Below are 15,549 nucleotides of genomic sequence, written 5' to 3'. Positions count from 1 at the left end.
CGTGACGCAGACCCCCGCCGACTGGTATCCGGACCCTGACGGTGGTGGCCGGCTGCGCTACTGGGATGGCACGGCGTGGACCGCTCACGTCGCTCCAGCCCCGGTGCAGACGATGCCCACCGGACCGACGACGCCCGACGGCGAGCCGCTGGCCGGCTGGTGGTGGCGGGTGCTCGCGTTTGTGATCGACAGCTTCATCACCGGCTTCGTCGCGGGCTTCGCGAGCCTCCCCGGATACATCCAGATCCAGCGCGATCTCACGCCCGTCATCGAGCGGTTCGTCGAGGAGGTCGAGCGGAACCCCGAGCAGCAGCCGAACCTGACGGGCTTCTATGCCGAGTTCTATGGCGAATACCTGGACGCACTCCAGGCGAACTGGTTCTGGCTGGTCGTGCCGACGGTGCTCATCACGACGGTCTACTGGGCGTTCTTCCTCCGCTGGAAGGGTGCGACCCCGGGCAAGCTCATGCTCGGACTGCGGGTGCGGCTCCGCGACGAGCCTGGAACGCTGCCGTGGTGGTCGATCGTCACTCGCATCGGCATCCAGTTCGGTGTGCTGTGGGCCGTGTCCGCGGTCGCCCTGGCCACCGGCTCGGTGGCTCTGTTGGGGTTCACCGGAGTGTTCTTCCTGATCTGGCTCATCGACCCCCTGTGGGCCGTGTGGGACCAGAATCGGCAGACGCTGCACGACAAGTTGGCCCGCACTAACGTCGTGAAGACACGCTAGAACATATGTTCGATCTGGCGTAGACTGGCGGCATGACGTCGTACTTCCAGGGGTCGCTGTTCGATGGCGACGCGGGCCCGGAGGTCGCTGAGCTGGGCGACACGGTGCGGCGGACGGAGTTGTCGCGCGGGGCGTGGGTCGATGTGCGGCCCGGCTGGCTGACCGGTGCCGATGCTCTCTTCCTCCGCCTGCAGGCCGACGTGCCGTGGCGGGCGGAGCAACGTGAGATGTACGACCGTGTCGTCGACGTTCCCCGCCTCGTCTGCTTCTACGACCACGACACTCCGCTACCCGACCCGGCTCTCGACGATGCGCGCGACGCGTTGAGTTCGTGTTACGCCACCGAGCTCGGGGAGCCGTTCATGACGGCCGGGCTCTGCTACTACCGCGACGGCCGCGACAGTGTCGCCTGGCACGGCGACCGCATCGGCCGCGGTCGGCTCGAGAACACCATGGTCGCGATCGTCTCGCTGGGGGAGCACCGGCGGTTGTCGTTGCGTCCGCGGGGAGGTGGCGAGCAACGTGGATTTACTCTTGGCCACGGAGACCTCGTCGTCATGGGGGGCACCTGCCAGCGCACGTGGGAGCATGCGGTGCTCAAGACGGCCAAGCCGGTCGGTCCGCGCATCAGCGTCCAGTTCCGACCGTCGGGTGTGCGCTGAGATGCTCCTATGGACGTCAAGCGAGTAGTGCTTGGCGTACTTCGCGTGCGATGTATCGCTTGAGGCATCGGATGATCTCGGGCTTGGTGAGCCCGTCTTTTGTGCGTCGTTCGACGTAGGCGCGGGTGGCTGGGTCGTAACGGAGTCGGCACAAGGTGATGCGGTAGAGGGCTGCGTTGGCGTGGCGGTCGCCGCCACGGTTGAGGCGGTGCCGCCCGGTGGTCTTGCCGCTGTTGGCCGGCAGGGGCGCGACGCCGCACAGGCTGGCGAAGGCCGGATCGCTGTGCAGGCGTTCGGGGTTGTCCCCAGCGGTGACGAGGAGCGCGCCCGCGGTGTCGATCCCGACGCCGAACAGCTCGAGAAGTTGAGGGCAGGCTCGTGGGACGAGCTGTTCGAGGAGCTCGTCGAGCTCGGTGATGTCGGCGTCGACGTCGTGGTGGCGGCGGGCCAGGGTTCGCAGGGCGTGCTTGGTCGCGGTGACAGTGTCGAGGTCGGGTCCTGGACGCAATGCCGCGCAGGTCGCGACCAGTTGACGCGTCGACAGCTCGCGCAGCTGGGCTCGTAGCGGCTCGGGAGCGCTGATCACCAGTGCGTGGAGCTGATTGGCGACCTGGATCCTGATCCGCACCGCACCACGGCGGGCGACTCTGAGAGCCCTGATGGCCTCGACGTCGCCGTCACGGGTCTTCGGGATCCCCGTCGCGGTGCCGGCCAGCACCGCACGAGCCGCTGCTTCGGCATCGACCGGGTCGGACTTGCCGCGGGCGCGGCGCGTTCGGCGGTCTGGTCGGTCGATCTCGATCACGACGTGCCCGGAACGGCTGGCTGCGCGGGCCAGTCCCGCGCCGTAGCAGCCGGTGCCCTCGATGCCGAACGCTCGCACCGTGCCCAGGTGCTCAGTCCAGCTGATCAGAGCCCGATAGCCGTGCGGGTCGGCCCGGAACGACCTGATGCCGAGGATCTGCCCGATCGAGTCGAGTGCCACGGCGACGTGGGTGTCCAGGTGTGTGTCGACACCGACCGTGACGTGGGTGGTGACTTGGGTGTCGTTGTTTGTCATCGTGGTCATGCCATCCCTCTCATCCAGTGATGGCACGGCACCCACCCGTGCGGGCGGACAAGACAGTGACGGGGCTTCTAGCCAAGCTCCTATGAGGTCACGCCGCTCGTGCAGGTGACGTGCTGGACGGGGTCACCCGCACCGAGCGACAGATCTCAGCGAGGACACCTTGGTCGGTCAGCCAACGGGTCAACTCGGACGGGTGACCCCGCCACCCATTGTCACTGTCAGTCTGCGTCCTTCGGGTTGCCCTCGTCGTCGAAGTCGCTCTCGACGCCCTCGGGCCGGTCCGCCCCGATGACCGCCTGGGCTTTGTCGTCGTCCCCGGGCTCCTCGCCAGGCGCATAGGTGAACTCTTCCTTCACCGGGTCGAACTCGCGGCCGGTGTTGTCCACCTCCGCGTTCACGGGACGATTCTCCGGGTCGAGGCGTTCCTGGCGCTCCTTCTCCAACTGCTCCCTGTCCTCGTCGGAGATCTCCGAGTCCGGGTCGAACTTCGAGCCGCTCTCGGAGGATTCCTCCCCGGTGTCGGTCGGTTCCGTGTCGCTCATGGCTGCCCCCAGTGATCGTGGACGGATTCACCTCCACGGAACCCCCACCTGACCGGCCTGTCAATTCGGGGAGAAGGTCGTCGCCACCGGCGTCCCTCAGCCCCTAGGGTGTCGCCATGACGACCCACGACGAGGCGTTGGCGATCATCCACGCGCGCTACGGCGCCCACGACGGCCACCGTGCTCTGCACGCCAAGGGCATCCACTGCGTCGGCACGTTCACGGCGACGCCGGAGGCCGCGAATCTCACCCGGGCCGCCCACATGAGCGGTACGCCGGTGCCGGCCAAGGTGCGGTTCTCCAACGGCGGCGGCAACCCGAACGTGCCCGACTACGTCGCCGACGTCCGCGGCCTGGCGGTCAGCTGGCAGCTGCCCGACGACTCACGGACCGACATGCTGAACCAGACCATCCCGCACTTCCCGTTCCACGACCAGGAGGGCTTCTTCGCCACGCTCAAGGTCTCGAAGCCCGGTCTTGCCGGTCTCCTGCGGCTTCCGGCGTTCCTCGCGCGGTACCCGCGCGCCGCTCTCCAGGCACCCGAGGTCAACAAGATCCTCGGGCAGCGGATCAACTTCTTTGCGCACCGCTATTTCCCGTTCCACGCGGTCAAGTGGGTCGACGCCGACGGCGGATCGCGTTTCGTCCGCTACACCTGGCAGCCGACGGTCGAGGAGACGAGCCTCTCCAAGGAAGAGGCGAAGCAGCGGGGCCGCGACTACCTGTTCGACGGGCTGCGTGAGCGTCTCGCCCAGGAGCCGGTGCGCATGGACCTGGAGGTTCAGATCGCGGACGAGAGCGACAACCCCCATGACCCGTCCGACGAATGGCCGGACGACCGGCAACGGGTCACCGTGGGCACCCTCGAGGTGACCGCGGTGGACGACGACGCCGACGACGGGATCGTCTTCGACCCGATGAGATTGACCGACGGAATCGAGCCGTCCGACGACCCGGTGCTGCACTTCCGCCCGCCCGTCTACACCCTCTCTCACGCCCGCCGCACTGGCGGCTGAGCCGAGCCGCTCAGAGGCGGTGACCCTGGGACGTTTCGCACGAGCTGTTGCGTCCCTGACCCACCGCTCCACAGACATAGCGGGCGGAATGCCGTCCACAGGGCGATGACTTCCGGTGTCCTCGGTGATGCTCGATCGGCTCTGCTCGAGCTGTGCCACCGATTCCGCGTATTCCTCCTGAGTTGTGTCGCGGGCCGTTCACGCACCTCGACGCGGCAACGGTCGGAGTCACAGCCCGGATGCTCCGCGGTTCGACGTGGCATCGGCTCTTTCCGCGGGTGTGGGTTCGCGCCGACCACTCCATGAGCGATGCCGACTGGATCACCGCAGCTTCCTTGGCATTACCGGGGCGCGCGCATCTCAGCCATCTGACCCGCATTCGGGCACTGGGTCTCGATCACGGCCCGCTTCGGCCCTTCCACTTCACGGTGTCCGGCGATCTTCATCTCGCCCTGCCGGACGTGTTCCTCCATCGCACCGAAGCTCTGCCGCCCACGGATGATGTGGGAGTCACGCCCGCCGCTGCGTTCGTCCAGTTCTGTGCCACTGCGCGGGTGATCGACGCGATCGTCGTCGGCGACTGGCTCCTCAATCAACGGCGCATGTCCGTGCCAGAGGTGGCCGAGCTGGCGTTCCACGATTCATGGCGACCCGGCGCTCGACAGGCGCTTCGGGTTCTGCCAGCACTCGATGCGGCTTCGCGGTCGCCCAAGGAGTCCGAATGCAGGGCCATCGTTGTCTTCGCCGGGCTTCCACCGCCGGAGTCGAACGTGCCGCTGATCGTCGGCGGACGACGTCTCGGGTGCGTCGACCTGCTCCTGAGGCGGTGGATGCTGGTGCTGGAGTACGAAGGACGCCAGCATGCGGAGACGATCGCCCAGTTCAACATCGACATCACCCGGTACGCCGGTTTCAGGGACGCTGGAATCGACTACATCCAGTTCACGCAAGAGATGTTGCGACAGCCGCGCGCGCTCGCCCTGCGCATCCATCGCAAGCTGATCGAGCGAGGTTACGACGGGCCAGCGCCGGTCTTCGCCGGTCGATGGCAATCCCTCTTCGAGCCGATCCGCGCCTTGCCCCGGTCGGCGGTGGATTAGGGACGCTTCGCGTGCTGCGATGGGTCCCTCCTTCACCGCCAAGGCGAGCGAAAGGTTCCCAAGTCACCGCCCCGGGATCAGCGGCGGCCGCGCGACGCCTTGGCGCGTTCGCCGGCGTCGAGGATGACCTTGCGGATGCGGACGTTCGTGGGCGTGATCTCCACGCACTCGTCCTCGCGGCAGAACTCCAGGCACTGCTCGAGCGAGAGCTTCCTCGGCGGGATCAGCTTCTCGAAGTTGTCGGACGTGGACGACCGCACGTTCGTCTGCTTCTTCTCCTTGGTGATGTTGACGTCCATGTCGTCGTCGCGGGAGTTCTCGCCGACGATCATGCCCTCGTAGACCTCGGTGGTCGGTTCGACGAACAGGATGCCGCGCTCCTGCAGGTTCGTCATCGCGTACGACGTAGCCGCGCCGGCGCGGTCGGCCACCAGCGAGCCCGACGGACGGGTCGAGATCTCGCCTGCCCACGGCTCGTAGCCCTCGAACACGTGGTGCGCGATGCCGGTGCCGCGGGTGTCGGTCAGGAACTCGGTGCGGAAGCCGATCAGGCCGCGGGCCGGCACGAGGAACTCCATCCGCACCCACCCGGTGCCGTGGTTGACCATCTGCTCCATGCGCCCGCGACGGACGGCGAGCAGCTGGGTGATCGTTCCGAGGTACTCCTCCGGTGCGTCGATCGTGAGCCGCTCGACCGGCTCATGCAGCTTGCGGTCGACATCGCGGGTGACGACCTGAGGCTTGCCGACGGTGAGCTCGTAGCCCTCGCGGCGCATCTGCTCGACCAGGATCGCCAGGGCCAGCTCGCCGCGGCCCTGCACCTCCCAGGCATCGGGACGGTCGGTGGGCAGCACCCGGATGGACACGTTGCCCACGAGCTCGGCGTCGAGGCGGTCCTTGACCAGCCGCGCGGTGACCTTCGTTCCCTTCTCGCGTCCGGCCAGCGGCGCCGTGTTGATGCCGATGGTCATCGAGATGGCCGGCTCGTCGACGGTGATGAGCGGCAGCGGCTGGGGGTCATCGGCATCGGCGAGGGTCTCGCCGATGGTGATCTCGGGGATGCCGGCAATGGCCACGATGTCGCCGGGCCCGGCCGACTCACCCGGCTTGCGCTCCAGCGCCTCGGTGACCAGCAGCTCGGTGATCTTGACGCGCTCGATGGATCCGTCGCGCTTGCACCACGCCGCCTGCTGGCCCTTGCGCAGTGTGCCCTCCTTGACGCGCACCAGTGCGAGGCGGCCGAGGAACGGCGACGCGTCGAGGTTGGTGACGTGGGCCTGGAGCGGTGCGCCCTCGGTGTACTCCGGGGCCGGCACCGCCTCCATGATCGTCTTGAACAGCGGTACGAGGTTGTCGTTGTCGGGCATGCCGCCGTCGGCCGGCTGCTCGAGCGACGCCTTGCCGGCCTTGGCCGACGCGAAGACGACCGGGAAGTCGAGGGCGTTCTGGTCAGCCGCGTCGTCGAGCAGGTCGAGGAACAGCTCGTACGTCTCGTCGACGACCTCGCTGATGCGGGCGTCGGGCCGGTCGACCTTGTTGACGACGAGGATCACCGGCATCTTCGCGGACAGCGCCTTGCGCAGCACGAACCGCGTCTGGGGGAGCGGGCCCTCGGAGGCGTCGACGAGCAGCACGACGGCGTCGACCATCGACAGGCCGCGCTCGACCTCTCCACCGAAGTCGGCGTGGCCGGGGGTGTCGATGATGTTGATGGTGACGCCGCCGTCGGGAGCGCCGGGGCCGTTGTAGCGGACGGCCGTGTTCTTGGCGAGGATCGTGATGCCCTTCTCGCGCTCGAGGTCGCCGGAGTCCATCGCGCGCTCGGCGAGCTGGTGGTGCTCGTCGTAGTTGCCCTGCTGCTGGAGCATCGCGTCCACGAGGGTGGTCTTGCCGTGGTCGACGTGGGCGACGATGGCGACGTTGCGCAGGTCGCTGCGCAGTGAGAGGTAGGGGGTGGGCATGCGAAAAAACGTCCTTGCTGAGGGGAAGACTCACCGGCGGTGGAGCCTTGCCAGTGTAGAGGCGTGGTCGTGACCGGAGAAATCGCGGCAGAGCCCTGCTCCACCACCGATTCGAGCACGATGCGCCATAGTTGTGGCAGGAGGCGGCATGAAGCTCCACGACTTCCCGCGGTACCCACTCACCTTCGGGCCGAGCCCCATCCATCATCTCGACCGGCTGACGAAGCATCTCGGTGGTGCGTCCATCTGGGCCAAGCGCGAGGACTGCAGCTCGGGTCTCGCCTTCGGGGGGAATAAGGTCCGCAAGCTCGAGTACCTCGTTCCCGACGCGCTTGACCAGGGTGCAGACACCTTGGTCTCGATCGGCGGCGTCCAGTCGAACCACACCCGCCAGGTGGCGGCTGTCGCGGCCAAGCTGGGCCTGAAGTGTCGCCTGGTCCAGGAGAAGTGGGTCGACTGGGACGACCCGGTCAACGACAAGGTCGGCAACATTCTCCTCTCGCGCATGATGGGCGCCGACGTACGGCTCGACCCGGCCGGATTCGACATCGGCATCCGCAGCTCGTGGGAGGAGGCACTGCGGGAGGTCGAGGAGTCCGGCGGAAAGCCGTACCCGATTCCGGCGGGGGCCTCCGAGCACCGATTGGGCGGACTCGGATTCGCCAACTGGGCGTTCGAGGTCGCCGAGCAGGAGAAGCAGCTCGGCGTGCACTTCGACACGATCATCGTGTGCACGGTGACCTGTTCAACCCACGCGGGCATGATCGCCGGCTTCGCGGCGCTGCAGGAAACGGTCGACGACCGCCCGAGAAGGGTGCTCGGTATCGACGCTTCGGCGACCTTGGACAAGACCCGCGACCAGCTTGCCCTGATCGCGCGGAACACGGCGGAGCTCATCGAGCTCGGCCGTGAGCTGCGTGACGACGAGATCACCCTCCTTGAGGGCTGGGCCGGCGACTTGTACGGGATCCCCGTCGAGTCCACGATCGATGCCATGAGGCTGAGTGCAAGTCTCGAGGCGATGATCACCGACCCCGTCTACGAGGGGAAGTCCATGGCTGGTCTCATCGACCTCGTCACGTCGGGGGAGATCCCGAAGGACTCCACTGTCCTCTATGCCCACCTCGGCGGCCAACCTGCGCTCAACGCCTACTCCGGCATCTTCGACTGAGAGCTGAGGCGTCAGGTCAGGTCGTCCGGTGCACCTTGTGCACGGCGGCCTGGGCGATCGGGCGCACGGTCAGCGAGTCGATGTTGACGTGGTGTGGCCGGGTGGCCACCCAGGTCACGACGTCGGCGATGTCGGCGGCGACGAGCGGCTCGTCCACACCGGCGTACACGTCGTCGGCAGCGGCCTGGTCGCCGCCGAGCCGGTTCAGGGAGAACTCCTCGGTGCGCACCATGCCCGGCGCGATCTCGGTGACCCGCACCGGCAGGCCGTTCAGCTCGAGCCGGAGCGTGCCGGTCATCGCGGTGACGCCGTGCTTGGCCGCGGTGTACCCGCCACCGCCTTCGTAGACGTCGTGGCCGGCGGTCGAGGAGATGTTGATGAGCGTGCCCGCGCCGCTGGCCACGAGTGCCGGCACCAGGGCCTGGGTGACGAGCAGCGTGCCGATGACGTTGACGTCGTACATGCGGCGCCACCCCTCGGGATCGGCATCGGTGACCTGTTCGACCCCGATCGCGCCCCCGGCGTTGTTGACGAGCAGGTCGAGCCGCTCTCCGATCGCCGCCGCAAGGGCGTCAACCTGGCCGGCGTCGGTGACGTCGCAGGTGACGGCGGTTCCGCCGATCTCGGTAGCGAGTGCCTCGATGCGATCGGTGCGGCGGGCCACGCAGAAGACGTGGTAGCCGGCCTCGGCGAGCGAACGGGCGGTGGCCTCGCCGATGCCGCTGCTCGCTCCGGTGACGACTGCTGACTTTGATCGGCTGCTCATGGTTCCCATGGTGGCAGGGCAGAGTGTGCAGGCTTGCACAGGACTGGGACGATGGTTGCATGCTCAAGCGGATCGCGATGCTCTCGGCTCACACGTCGCCACTGGAGCAACCCGGCACCGGTGACGCCGGCGGCATGAACGTCTACGTGCTCGAGCTCTCGCGCCAGCTCGCCGCCCGCGGCATCGAGGTGGAGATCTTCACCCGGGCCACGTCGCGCCATCAACCGCCGGTCGTCGAGGCCGAGCCCGGCATCATCGTGCGCCATGTCGCCGCCGGTCCGTTCGAGGGTCTGCAGAAGAACGACCTCCCGTCGCAGCTGTGCGGATTCGTGCGTGACGTGCTGCGAGTCGAGGTCGAGCGCGACCCGGGCCACTTCGACCTCGTGCACAGCCACTACTGGCTCTCCGGCCAGATCGGCACCGTCACGCGCGAGCGCTGGGGCGTCCCGCTGGTGCACACCATGCACACGATGGCGAAGGTCAAGAATGCGCAGCTCGCGGCCGGCGACGTCGCCGAGCCGATCGGGCGCATCGCCGGCGAGGAGGAGATCGTCCGCCTCGCCGACCGTCTGATCGCCAACACCGCCGAGGAGAGCCGCGAGCTCGTCGAGCTCTACGGCGCCGATCCCCTCAAGGTCGAGGTGGTGCACCCGGGTGTCGACCTCGACGTCTTCCGCAGCGGTCGTCAGCTCGAGGCACGTCGCGCGCTCGGCGTCCCCGACGATGCAGCGCTCGTGCTGTTCGCCGGCCGCATCCAGCCGCTCAAGGCGCCCGACGTCGTCATCGAGGCGGCCGCCCGGCTGCTCGAGAACGACCCGTCCCTGCGTGAGCGGCTCCACGTCGCCGTCGTCGGCGGTGCGTCGGGCACGGGCCTCGACCATCCGACCGCGCTCACCGACCTCTCAGCCGACCTCGGTCTGGACGACGTCGTGACGTTCGTGCCGACCGTCGACCAGGGCGTGCTCGCCGACTGGTACGCCGCGGCGTCGGTCGTATGCGTCCCGTCGTACAACGAGTCGTTCGGGCTGGTCGCGATCGAGGCACAGGCCTGTGGCACGCCAGTGGTGGCCGCCGCCGTCGGCGGTCTCGCCACGGCGGTGTCCGACGGCGTCACCGGTGTGCTCGTCAATGGCCACGACCCGGCCGACTACGCCGCCGCCCTCCACCCGTTGCTCGTCGACGACGAGGTCCGGGAGGCGATGAGTGCCAAGGCCGTGCGGCACGCCGAGTCGTTCGGCTGGGACGTCACGACCGAGCGGACGCTCGCGGTCTACGAGCGGGCGGTCGACGCCTTTGACGCCAAGGAGCAAGCCCAGGGGGAGAGCCGGTGACCGACGACGTCCGCGAAACCATCCTGTCCGTCCTCGAGGACGCCGAGCTGCAGTTCAACGAGCATCGCTCCGGGGTCTTCGAGGTCGTGCTGCCGGGCGAGCGCAAGCTGCAGACCACCTGCCGGCTCGAGATCGGCAAGCACGCGCTCGGCATCCACGCGTTCGTCGCGCGAAACCCCGACGAGAACCACGAGGGCGTCTACCGCTGGATGCTGGAGCACAACCTGAAGATGTTCGGGGTTAGCTTCGCCGTCGACTCGGCTGGCGACATCTACCTCGACGGACGTCTGCCGCTGCACGCCGTCACTGCCGACGAGCTGGACCGGTTGCTCGGCGCCGTGCTCAGCTACTCCGACGACTCGTTCAACACCATCCTCGAGCTGGGCTTCGCGTCCTCCATCCGCAAGGAGTGGGAGTGGCGGGAGTCGCGTGGCGAGTCCACGCGCAACCTCGAGGCGTTCAAGCATCTCAAGCCGTGAAGGCACTCGTCTTCGCGGACGTCACCGATCCGTGGTCGTACATCGGTGCCACCCGGTTCGAGCGGGCCGCCGCGACGTTCACGATCGTGACCGGTGAGCCGGTCGACATCTCGCTGCGGGCGATGCAGCTCGAGCCGGACACCCCGAGCAGCGGACGTCCACTGATGGAGGCCCTGGCCGAACGTCTCGGTGGCGAAGACAAGGCCGAGTTTCTCAACGTGCAGGTGACGGCCGGTGCGAAGATCACCGGCATCGAGCTCAACTTCGCGGAGGCGGTCGAGGCCAACTCGTTCGACGCCTGGCGGTTGCTGACCTGGGCCGAGGAGGCGGGTCTCGGCGTCCAGCGCGACCTCGCGCACCAGCTGTGGCGGGCGCACCTTCTCGAGGGTGCCGACATCGCCGACCCGCTGGTACTGTCGTCGCGCGCCGCGCTCGTCGGTCTCGACCTTGAGACGACCGACGCGTTGCTGGCCAGCGACGAGTATGCAGCCGAGGTCCGCAAGCAGGACGAGACCGCCCGTTCCCTCGGCATCGCCCAGCTGCCGTACGTCGTGGTCGAGACGCGGTGGATCTTGGCCGGGGTGCACTCGCAGAACGACTACGTCCAGGCCCTGCGTCAGATCCACCACGAGTGGAGTGCTGACGACCCCGGATAGGCTCTCGCCCATGACGTACACGCTCGTCCTGCTGCGCCACGGACACAGCACGTGGAATGCCGCAAACCTGTTCACCGGATGGGTCGACGTCGACCTCAACGAGCAGGGTGTCAACGAGGCAGAGCGTGCTGCGGAGCTGCTCAGCGAGGCGGGGATCGCACCCGACGTGTCGCACACGTCGCTGCTTCGGCGGGCCATCCGCACCGAGCAGATGGTGCTCGACGGCATCGATCGTCACTGGATCCCGGTGCGGCGGTCGTGGCGGCTCAACGAGCGTCACTACGGCGCGCTGCAGGGCAAGGACAAGAAGGCCACGCTCGAGGAGTACGGCGAGGAGCAGTTCATGACCTGGCGGCGTTCTTACGACACCCCGCCGCCACCGCTGCCCGATGACAGCGAGTTCAGCCAGGCCGGCGACCCTCGATACGCCGACCTCCCCGACGAGCTCCTGCCGCGAACCGAGTGCCTCGCCGACGTCCTCGACCGCATGCTCCCGTACTGGTACGACGCGATCGTCCCGGACCTTCGCGCCGGCAAGACCGTGCTCGTCACCGCCCACGGCAACTCGCTCCGCGCCCTCGTCAAGCACCTCGACGGCATCAGCGAGGACGACATCGTCGGCCTCAACATCCCCACCGGCATCCCGCTCGTCCACGAGCTCGACGACGACCTCAATCCGACCGTCAGGGGCGGAAAGTACCTCGACCCCGCGGCCGCCGAGGAAGCCATCGCCGCCGTGGCGAACCAAGGTCGCTGACTCCCGACTTTCGAAGACTTGCGGCCCACCGTTGGCCATTTCGTGGCGCAAACCCTCAAATCTGGAGGTTCGCCTACGCGTCGAACTTGTACCCCAGGCCACGCACGGTGGTCAGGCTGATCGGGTTGGCGGGGTTGGGCTCGATCTTGGCGCGGAGGCGCTTGACGTGGACGTCGAGGGTCTTGGTATCGCCCACGTAGTCGGCGCCCCAGACGCGGTCGATGAGCTGGCCGCGGGTGAGGACGCGGCCGGGGTTGCGCAGGAAGTACTCGAGCAGCTCGAACTCCTTGAGCGGAAGGCGCACCGTCTCGCCGTCGACCGTGACGAGGTGCCGCTCGACGTCCATGCGGACGTGTCCGGCCTCGAGGGCCGCGGCATCGTCGACCTCTTCGGCCATGCCTCGGCGCAGCACCGCGCGGATGCGCGCAACGAGCTCGCGCGGTGAGTACGGCTTGGTGACGTAGTCGTCGGCACCCAGCTCGAGGCCGACGACCTTGTCGACCTCGGTGTCCTTGGCGCTGACCATGATGATCGGCACTGCCGACGTCTGCCGGATCTGCCGGCACACCTCGGTGCCCGGCAGCCCGGGCAGCATCAGGTCGAGCAGCACGATGTCGGCGCCGCCGCGTTCGAACTCGATGAGCGCATCCGGCCCCGTCTCGGCGATGGCGACGTCGAACCCCTCCTTGCGCAGCACGTACGACAGTGCCTCGCTGTAGCTTTCCTCGTCCTCGACGACCAGCACCTTCGTCATGTCAGCTCCTCATCGAGATCGTGGGACCAGGACGGCAGCACGAGGGTGAAGGTCGAGCCCGAGCCGGGCGAGCTCCACACCTTGACGCTCCCGCCGTTGCTCGCGGCGACGTGCTTGACGATCGAGAGCCCCAGCCCGGTGCCGCCGGTGCTTCGGGCGCGGGCGGGGTCGACCCGGTAGAAGCGCTCGAAGATCCGGTCGATCTCGTTGCTCGGGATGCCGATGCCGTTGTCGGCCACCGTGATGCGAACATCGTCGTCCTCCTCGGCCAGCTCGGCCGTGACCGCAACTCGCGACCCCTCCGGGCTGTACGTGACGGCGTTCTCGACGAGGTTGCTCACGGCGGCATGCAGCTGCGCACGGTCGCCGTGCACCAACAGCTCGGGCTCGATCGCGGTGGCGATCTGGATGCTCTTGCGCTCGGCCTCGGTGGCCGAGTGCTCGCACGCCTCGGCGACGAGCTCGTCGACCTTCACGACCGAGGCCTCGTCGCTCAGGGTGTCGTTCTGCAAGCGGGAGAGGTCGATGATTTGCTGCACGAGCCGGGTCAAGCGCTCGCTCTCGGTATGCATGCGGGCAGCGAACCGCACCACGGCGTCGGGGTCGTCCTTCGCCTCGGCGACGGCCTCGGCCAGGAGATTGAGCGCACCGATCGGGGTCTTCAGCTCGTGGCTGACGTTGGCCACGAAGTCACGGCGGATCGCCTCGACTCGCTCGACGCGTGTGCGGTCGTCGGCCAGGACCACGACCAGGCGTGACGTCAGCGGAGCGACCCGCGCATGGACGTGGGTGGCACTGCCCCGGCGCTGGTCGAGCATGACCTCGGCCTCACGGACCTGCCCGTCGCGGCGCACCAGGTGAACGAGGGTCATGAGCTCGTCGGGCAGACGGTCATCGCGCAGGAGACCCATCGCGACCGCGGGGGCGGACGCCTGCACGATGGTGTCGGTCGCGTCGACGATCACCGCTGACGACGACAGCACCGAGAGCACGTCCTCGGCGCCGGGAGGGACGGTGGAGGTGACCTCCGGAACGGTGGTTTCGCGACGTTCGCTGTATCGCCACATCCACGTCACCAGGGCCCCCACGGTGGCACCGATGACCCCGGCGATCAGCAGTCCTGCACTGGTGTCCACGTGATCGATCGTAGGCCGCCGTCCGCGCCGCGTCGCCACCCGGAAGCCAGTTGACGTGCGCCTTTCGAACGCCGTTAACGCCTCGTTCACCGCAGGTCGCCATCCGTTCACCGCATTTCACTAGTCTGTGAACATGCGTGACGCTTACTACGAACAGCTCGACACGATCGTCGACGACCTCGTGACCCTCACTGGCACGGTGCGCAAGGCGGTCGCCTCCTCGACCACGGCCCTCTTGGATGCCGACGCTCGCCTGGCCGAGCTCGTCATCGCCGGCGACGCCGTGATCGACGAGGAGACCGAGGCCATCGAGGAGCGTGCGCTGCTCCTGCTCGCTACTCAGCAGCCGGTGGCGACCGACCTCCGGCAGCTGATCGCGACCCTGCGGATGGTCACCGACCTCCAGCGCATGGGCGACCTCTCGGTGCACGTGGCGAAGGTGGCGCGCATGCGCATCCCCGACCCTGCCGTGCCGCCGCAGCTGCACCCGACCATCCGCGCGATGGCCAAGGTCGCCGACTCGATGATCGACGCTGCCGCGCGCATCGTGGCCAACCGCGACGTCGTCGCCGCCGCGCACCTGGAGGACGAGGACGACGAGATGGACCGGCTGCGCAAGGACCTCTTCCGCGCCTTGCTCAGCGACTCCTGGGCGCACGGCGTCGAGCCGGCCATCGACCTGGCCCTGCTGGGCCGCTATTACGAGCGCATCGGCGACCACGCGGTTTCGATGGCGCGCCGCGTCGTCTACCTGGTGACCGGGGAACTGACCTAGCCCGAAGGCGTAGGCAACGCGCCGCCCGGATTCTCCGCCACGTCGTCGTACATCTCCGTGCGCGTGACGACGGGCGCATCTATCGTGACGTCGCCGGCACGGTTGAACGCCAGCGTGATGCTGACGTAATCGCCGGCGGTCACCTCACCTCGGAACACGACCGTGGCTTCCGGTCCGGTGTTGAAGGAGTCGCCGGGCCCGATGATCGCCGGCCCGATCTGACTGTCGACGGAGGTCCCGTCCGACGTGGTTGCCGAGACGGCATCGAGCTTCTGGGACTCCTCGGAGGTGTTGACGATGACCGTCGACAGAGTGGCGGTGTTGTCGCCGTTGTCGACGGCAAGCGCGTTGTAGAGCTGCACCTGGCCGGTGCGGAGGTTGGCACCGACGCCGGCCTGGTACTGCTGGTTGGTCTGCGCGTCGACACCGGTGCCGCTGCACCCGGCGAGCGCGACCACAGCCGCGGCGAGGAGGGGCGCGGCCGCCGAACGCAGCCGAGGGGAACGTGCCGAAGTCACCAGATACCTGCTTCCGTCGAGTGGTGGCCCGATGCTATCGGGCAGCGTCGGGAGGCCGTGTTCTGACCTGCTTCTACACCATCGGCGGGACCGATCCGACGAATTTGGCGTCGTTGCCGCGTGTTATCC

The 15,549-nt window shown here is 68.0% G+C and carries 17 protein-coding genes; 10 read left to right on the top strand and 7 right to left on the bottom strand.

What is annotated here, in order from left to right; translation table 11 throughout:
• Position 1: 1 nt before the first annotated feature.
• Positions 2-727, top strand: a complete 726-nt coding sequence (locus ACRDPN_RS00250; protein WP_431445304.1) for an RDD family protein — start codon at positions 2-4, stop codon at positions 725-727.
• 32 nt (positions 728-759) lie between these two features.
• The gene (locus ACRDPN_RS00245; RefSeq protein WP_431445303.1) at positions 760-1,389 is read left to right on the top strand and encodes an alpha-ketoglutarate-dependent dioxygenase AlkB; all 630 of its coding nucleotides are present in this window, start codon (positions 760-762) and stop codon (positions 1,387-1,389) included.
• A gap of 16 nt (positions 1,390-1,405) precedes the next feature.
• On the opposite strand, the gene ACRDPN_RS00240 is transcribed toward ACRDPN_RS00245, so the two are convergent.
• On the bottom strand, positions 1,406-2,458 hold the full coding sequence (locus tag ACRDPN_RS00240; protein WP_431445302.1) for an IS110 family transposase: 1,053 nt from the start codon (positions 2,456-2,458) through the stop codon (positions 1,406-1,408).
• A 218-nt stretch (positions 2,459-2,676) separates the two neighbouring features.
• Complete coding sequence (locus ACRDPN_RS00235) at positions 2,677-3,000, bottom strand: hypothetical protein (protein ID WP_431445301.1); 324 nt, start codon at positions 2,998-3,000, stop codon at positions 2,677-2,679.
• Positions 3,001-3,116: 116 nt separating this feature from the next.
• Between ACRDPN_RS00235 and ACRDPN_RS00230 the strand changes: the two genes are divergently transcribed.
• Both ACRDPN_RS00230 and ACRDPN_RS00225 read left to right on the top strand, forming a co-directional pair.
• The gene (locus ACRDPN_RS00230; protein ID WP_431445299.1) at positions 3,117-4,016 is read left to right on the top strand and encodes a catalase family peroxidase; all 900 of its coding nucleotides are present in this window, start codon (positions 3,117-3,119) and stop codon (positions 4,014-4,016) included.
• 302 nt (positions 4,017-4,318) lie between these two features.
• Entirely contained in the window at positions 4,319-5,116 is a 798-nt protein-coding gene (locus ACRDPN_RS00225) for a hypothetical protein (protein WP_431445297.1), read from the top strand.
• 77 nt (positions 5,117-5,193) lie between these two features.
• On the opposite strand, the gene typA is transcribed toward ACRDPN_RS00225, so the two are convergent.
• The gene (gene typA / locus ACRDPN_RS00220; RefSeq protein WP_431445296.1) at positions 5,194-7,077 is read right to left on the bottom strand and encodes a translational GTPase TypA; all 1,884 of its coding nucleotides are present in this window, start codon (positions 7,075-7,077) and stop codon (positions 5,194-5,196) included.
• Between the two features lie 148 nt (positions 7,078-7,225).
• Here typA and ACRDPN_RS00215 point away from each other — a divergent pair, with 148 nt between their 5' ends.
• Entirely contained in the window at positions 7,226-8,248 is a 1,023-nt protein-coding gene (locus ACRDPN_RS00215; RefSeq protein ID WP_431445295.1) for a 1-aminocyclopropane-1-carboxylate deaminase, read from the top strand.
• A 16-nt stretch (positions 8,249-8,264) separates the two neighbouring features.
• Here ACRDPN_RS00215 and ACRDPN_RS00210 read toward each other — a convergent pair whose 3' ends face one another.
• The gene (locus tag ACRDPN_RS00210; RefSeq protein ID WP_431445294.1) at positions 8,265-9,014 is read right to left on the bottom strand and encodes an SDR family oxidoreductase; all 750 of its coding nucleotides are present in this window, start codon (positions 9,012-9,014) and stop codon (positions 8,265-8,267) included.
• A 59-nt stretch (positions 9,015-9,073) separates the two neighbouring features.
• Between ACRDPN_RS00210 and mshA the strand changes: the two genes are divergently transcribed.
• From mshA to ACRDPN_RS00190, 4 genes are read left to right on the top strand one after another with little or no spacing between them, the layout of a single operon-like run.
• The gene (gene mshA / locus ACRDPN_RS00205; protein ID WP_431445293.1) at positions 9,074-10,345 is read left to right on the top strand and encodes a D-inositol-3-phosphate glycosyltransferase; all 1,272 of its coding nucleotides are present in this window, start codon (positions 9,074-9,076) and stop codon (positions 10,343-10,345) included.
• On the top strand, positions 10,342-10,824 hold the full coding sequence (locus ACRDPN_RS00200; protein ID WP_431445292.1) for a YbjN domain-containing protein: 483 nt from the start codon (positions 10,342-10,344) through the stop codon (positions 10,822-10,824). The genes mshA and ACRDPN_RS00200 overlap by 4 nt, the downstream gene beginning before the upstream one ends.
• Positions 10,821-11,480 (top strand): DsbA family oxidoreductase, encoded by a 660-nt coding sequence (locus ACRDPN_RS00195; protein ID WP_431445291.1) that lies wholly within the window; start codon positions 10,821-10,823, stop codon positions 11,478-11,480. The genes ACRDPN_RS00200 and ACRDPN_RS00195 overlap by 4 nt, the downstream gene beginning before the upstream one ends.
• Before the next feature lie 10 nt (positions 11,481-11,490).
• Entirely contained in the window at positions 11,491-12,237 is a 747-nt protein-coding gene (locus tag ACRDPN_RS00190; RefSeq protein WP_431445290.1) for a phosphoglyceromutase, read from the top strand.
• Positions 12,238-12,310: 73 nt separating this feature from the next.
• Here ACRDPN_RS00190 and ACRDPN_RS00185 read toward each other — a convergent pair whose 3' ends face one another.
• The gene (locus tag ACRDPN_RS00185) at positions 12,311-12,991 is read right to left on the bottom strand and encodes a response regulator (RefSeq protein WP_431445289.1); all 681 of its coding nucleotides are present in this window, start codon (positions 12,989-12,991) and stop codon (positions 12,311-12,313) included.
• Positions 12,988-14,127 carry a sensor histidine kinase gene (locus ACRDPN_RS00180; protein ID WP_431445288.1) on the bottom strand — a complete coding sequence of 380 codons (1,140 nt, stop codon included), beginning with the start codon at positions 14,125-14,127 and terminating at the stop codon, positions 12,988-12,990. Before ACRDPN_RS00180 ends, ACRDPN_RS00185 begins: the two co-directional genes overlap by 4 nt.
• Before the next feature lie 133 nt (positions 14,128-14,260).
• Here ACRDPN_RS00180 and phoU point away from each other — a divergent pair, with 133 nt between their 5' ends.
• On the top strand, positions 14,261-14,902 hold the full coding sequence (phoU, locus tag ACRDPN_RS00175; RefSeq protein WP_431445287.1) for a phosphate signaling complex protein PhoU: 642 nt from the start codon (positions 14,261-14,263) through the stop codon (positions 14,900-14,902).
• Here the strand turns inward: phoU and ACRDPN_RS00170 are convergent.
• Entirely contained in the window at positions 14,899-15,420 is a 522-nt protein-coding gene (locus tag ACRDPN_RS00170; protein WP_431445286.1) for a hypothetical protein, read from the bottom strand. The genes phoU and ACRDPN_RS00170 overlap by 4 nt on opposite strands.
• Between the last annotated feature and the right edge of the window lie 129 nt (positions 15,421-15,549).

It is taken from the genome of Aeromicrobium sp., from assembly GCF_050700635.1.
Classification (GTDB): domain Bacteria; phylum Actinomycetota; class Actinomycetes; order Propionibacteriales; family Nocardioidaceae; genus Aeromicrobium.
The sequence above is the reverse complement of the archived record's forward strand: the minus strand, read 5'-3'. Positions and strand labels throughout refer to the sequence as shown.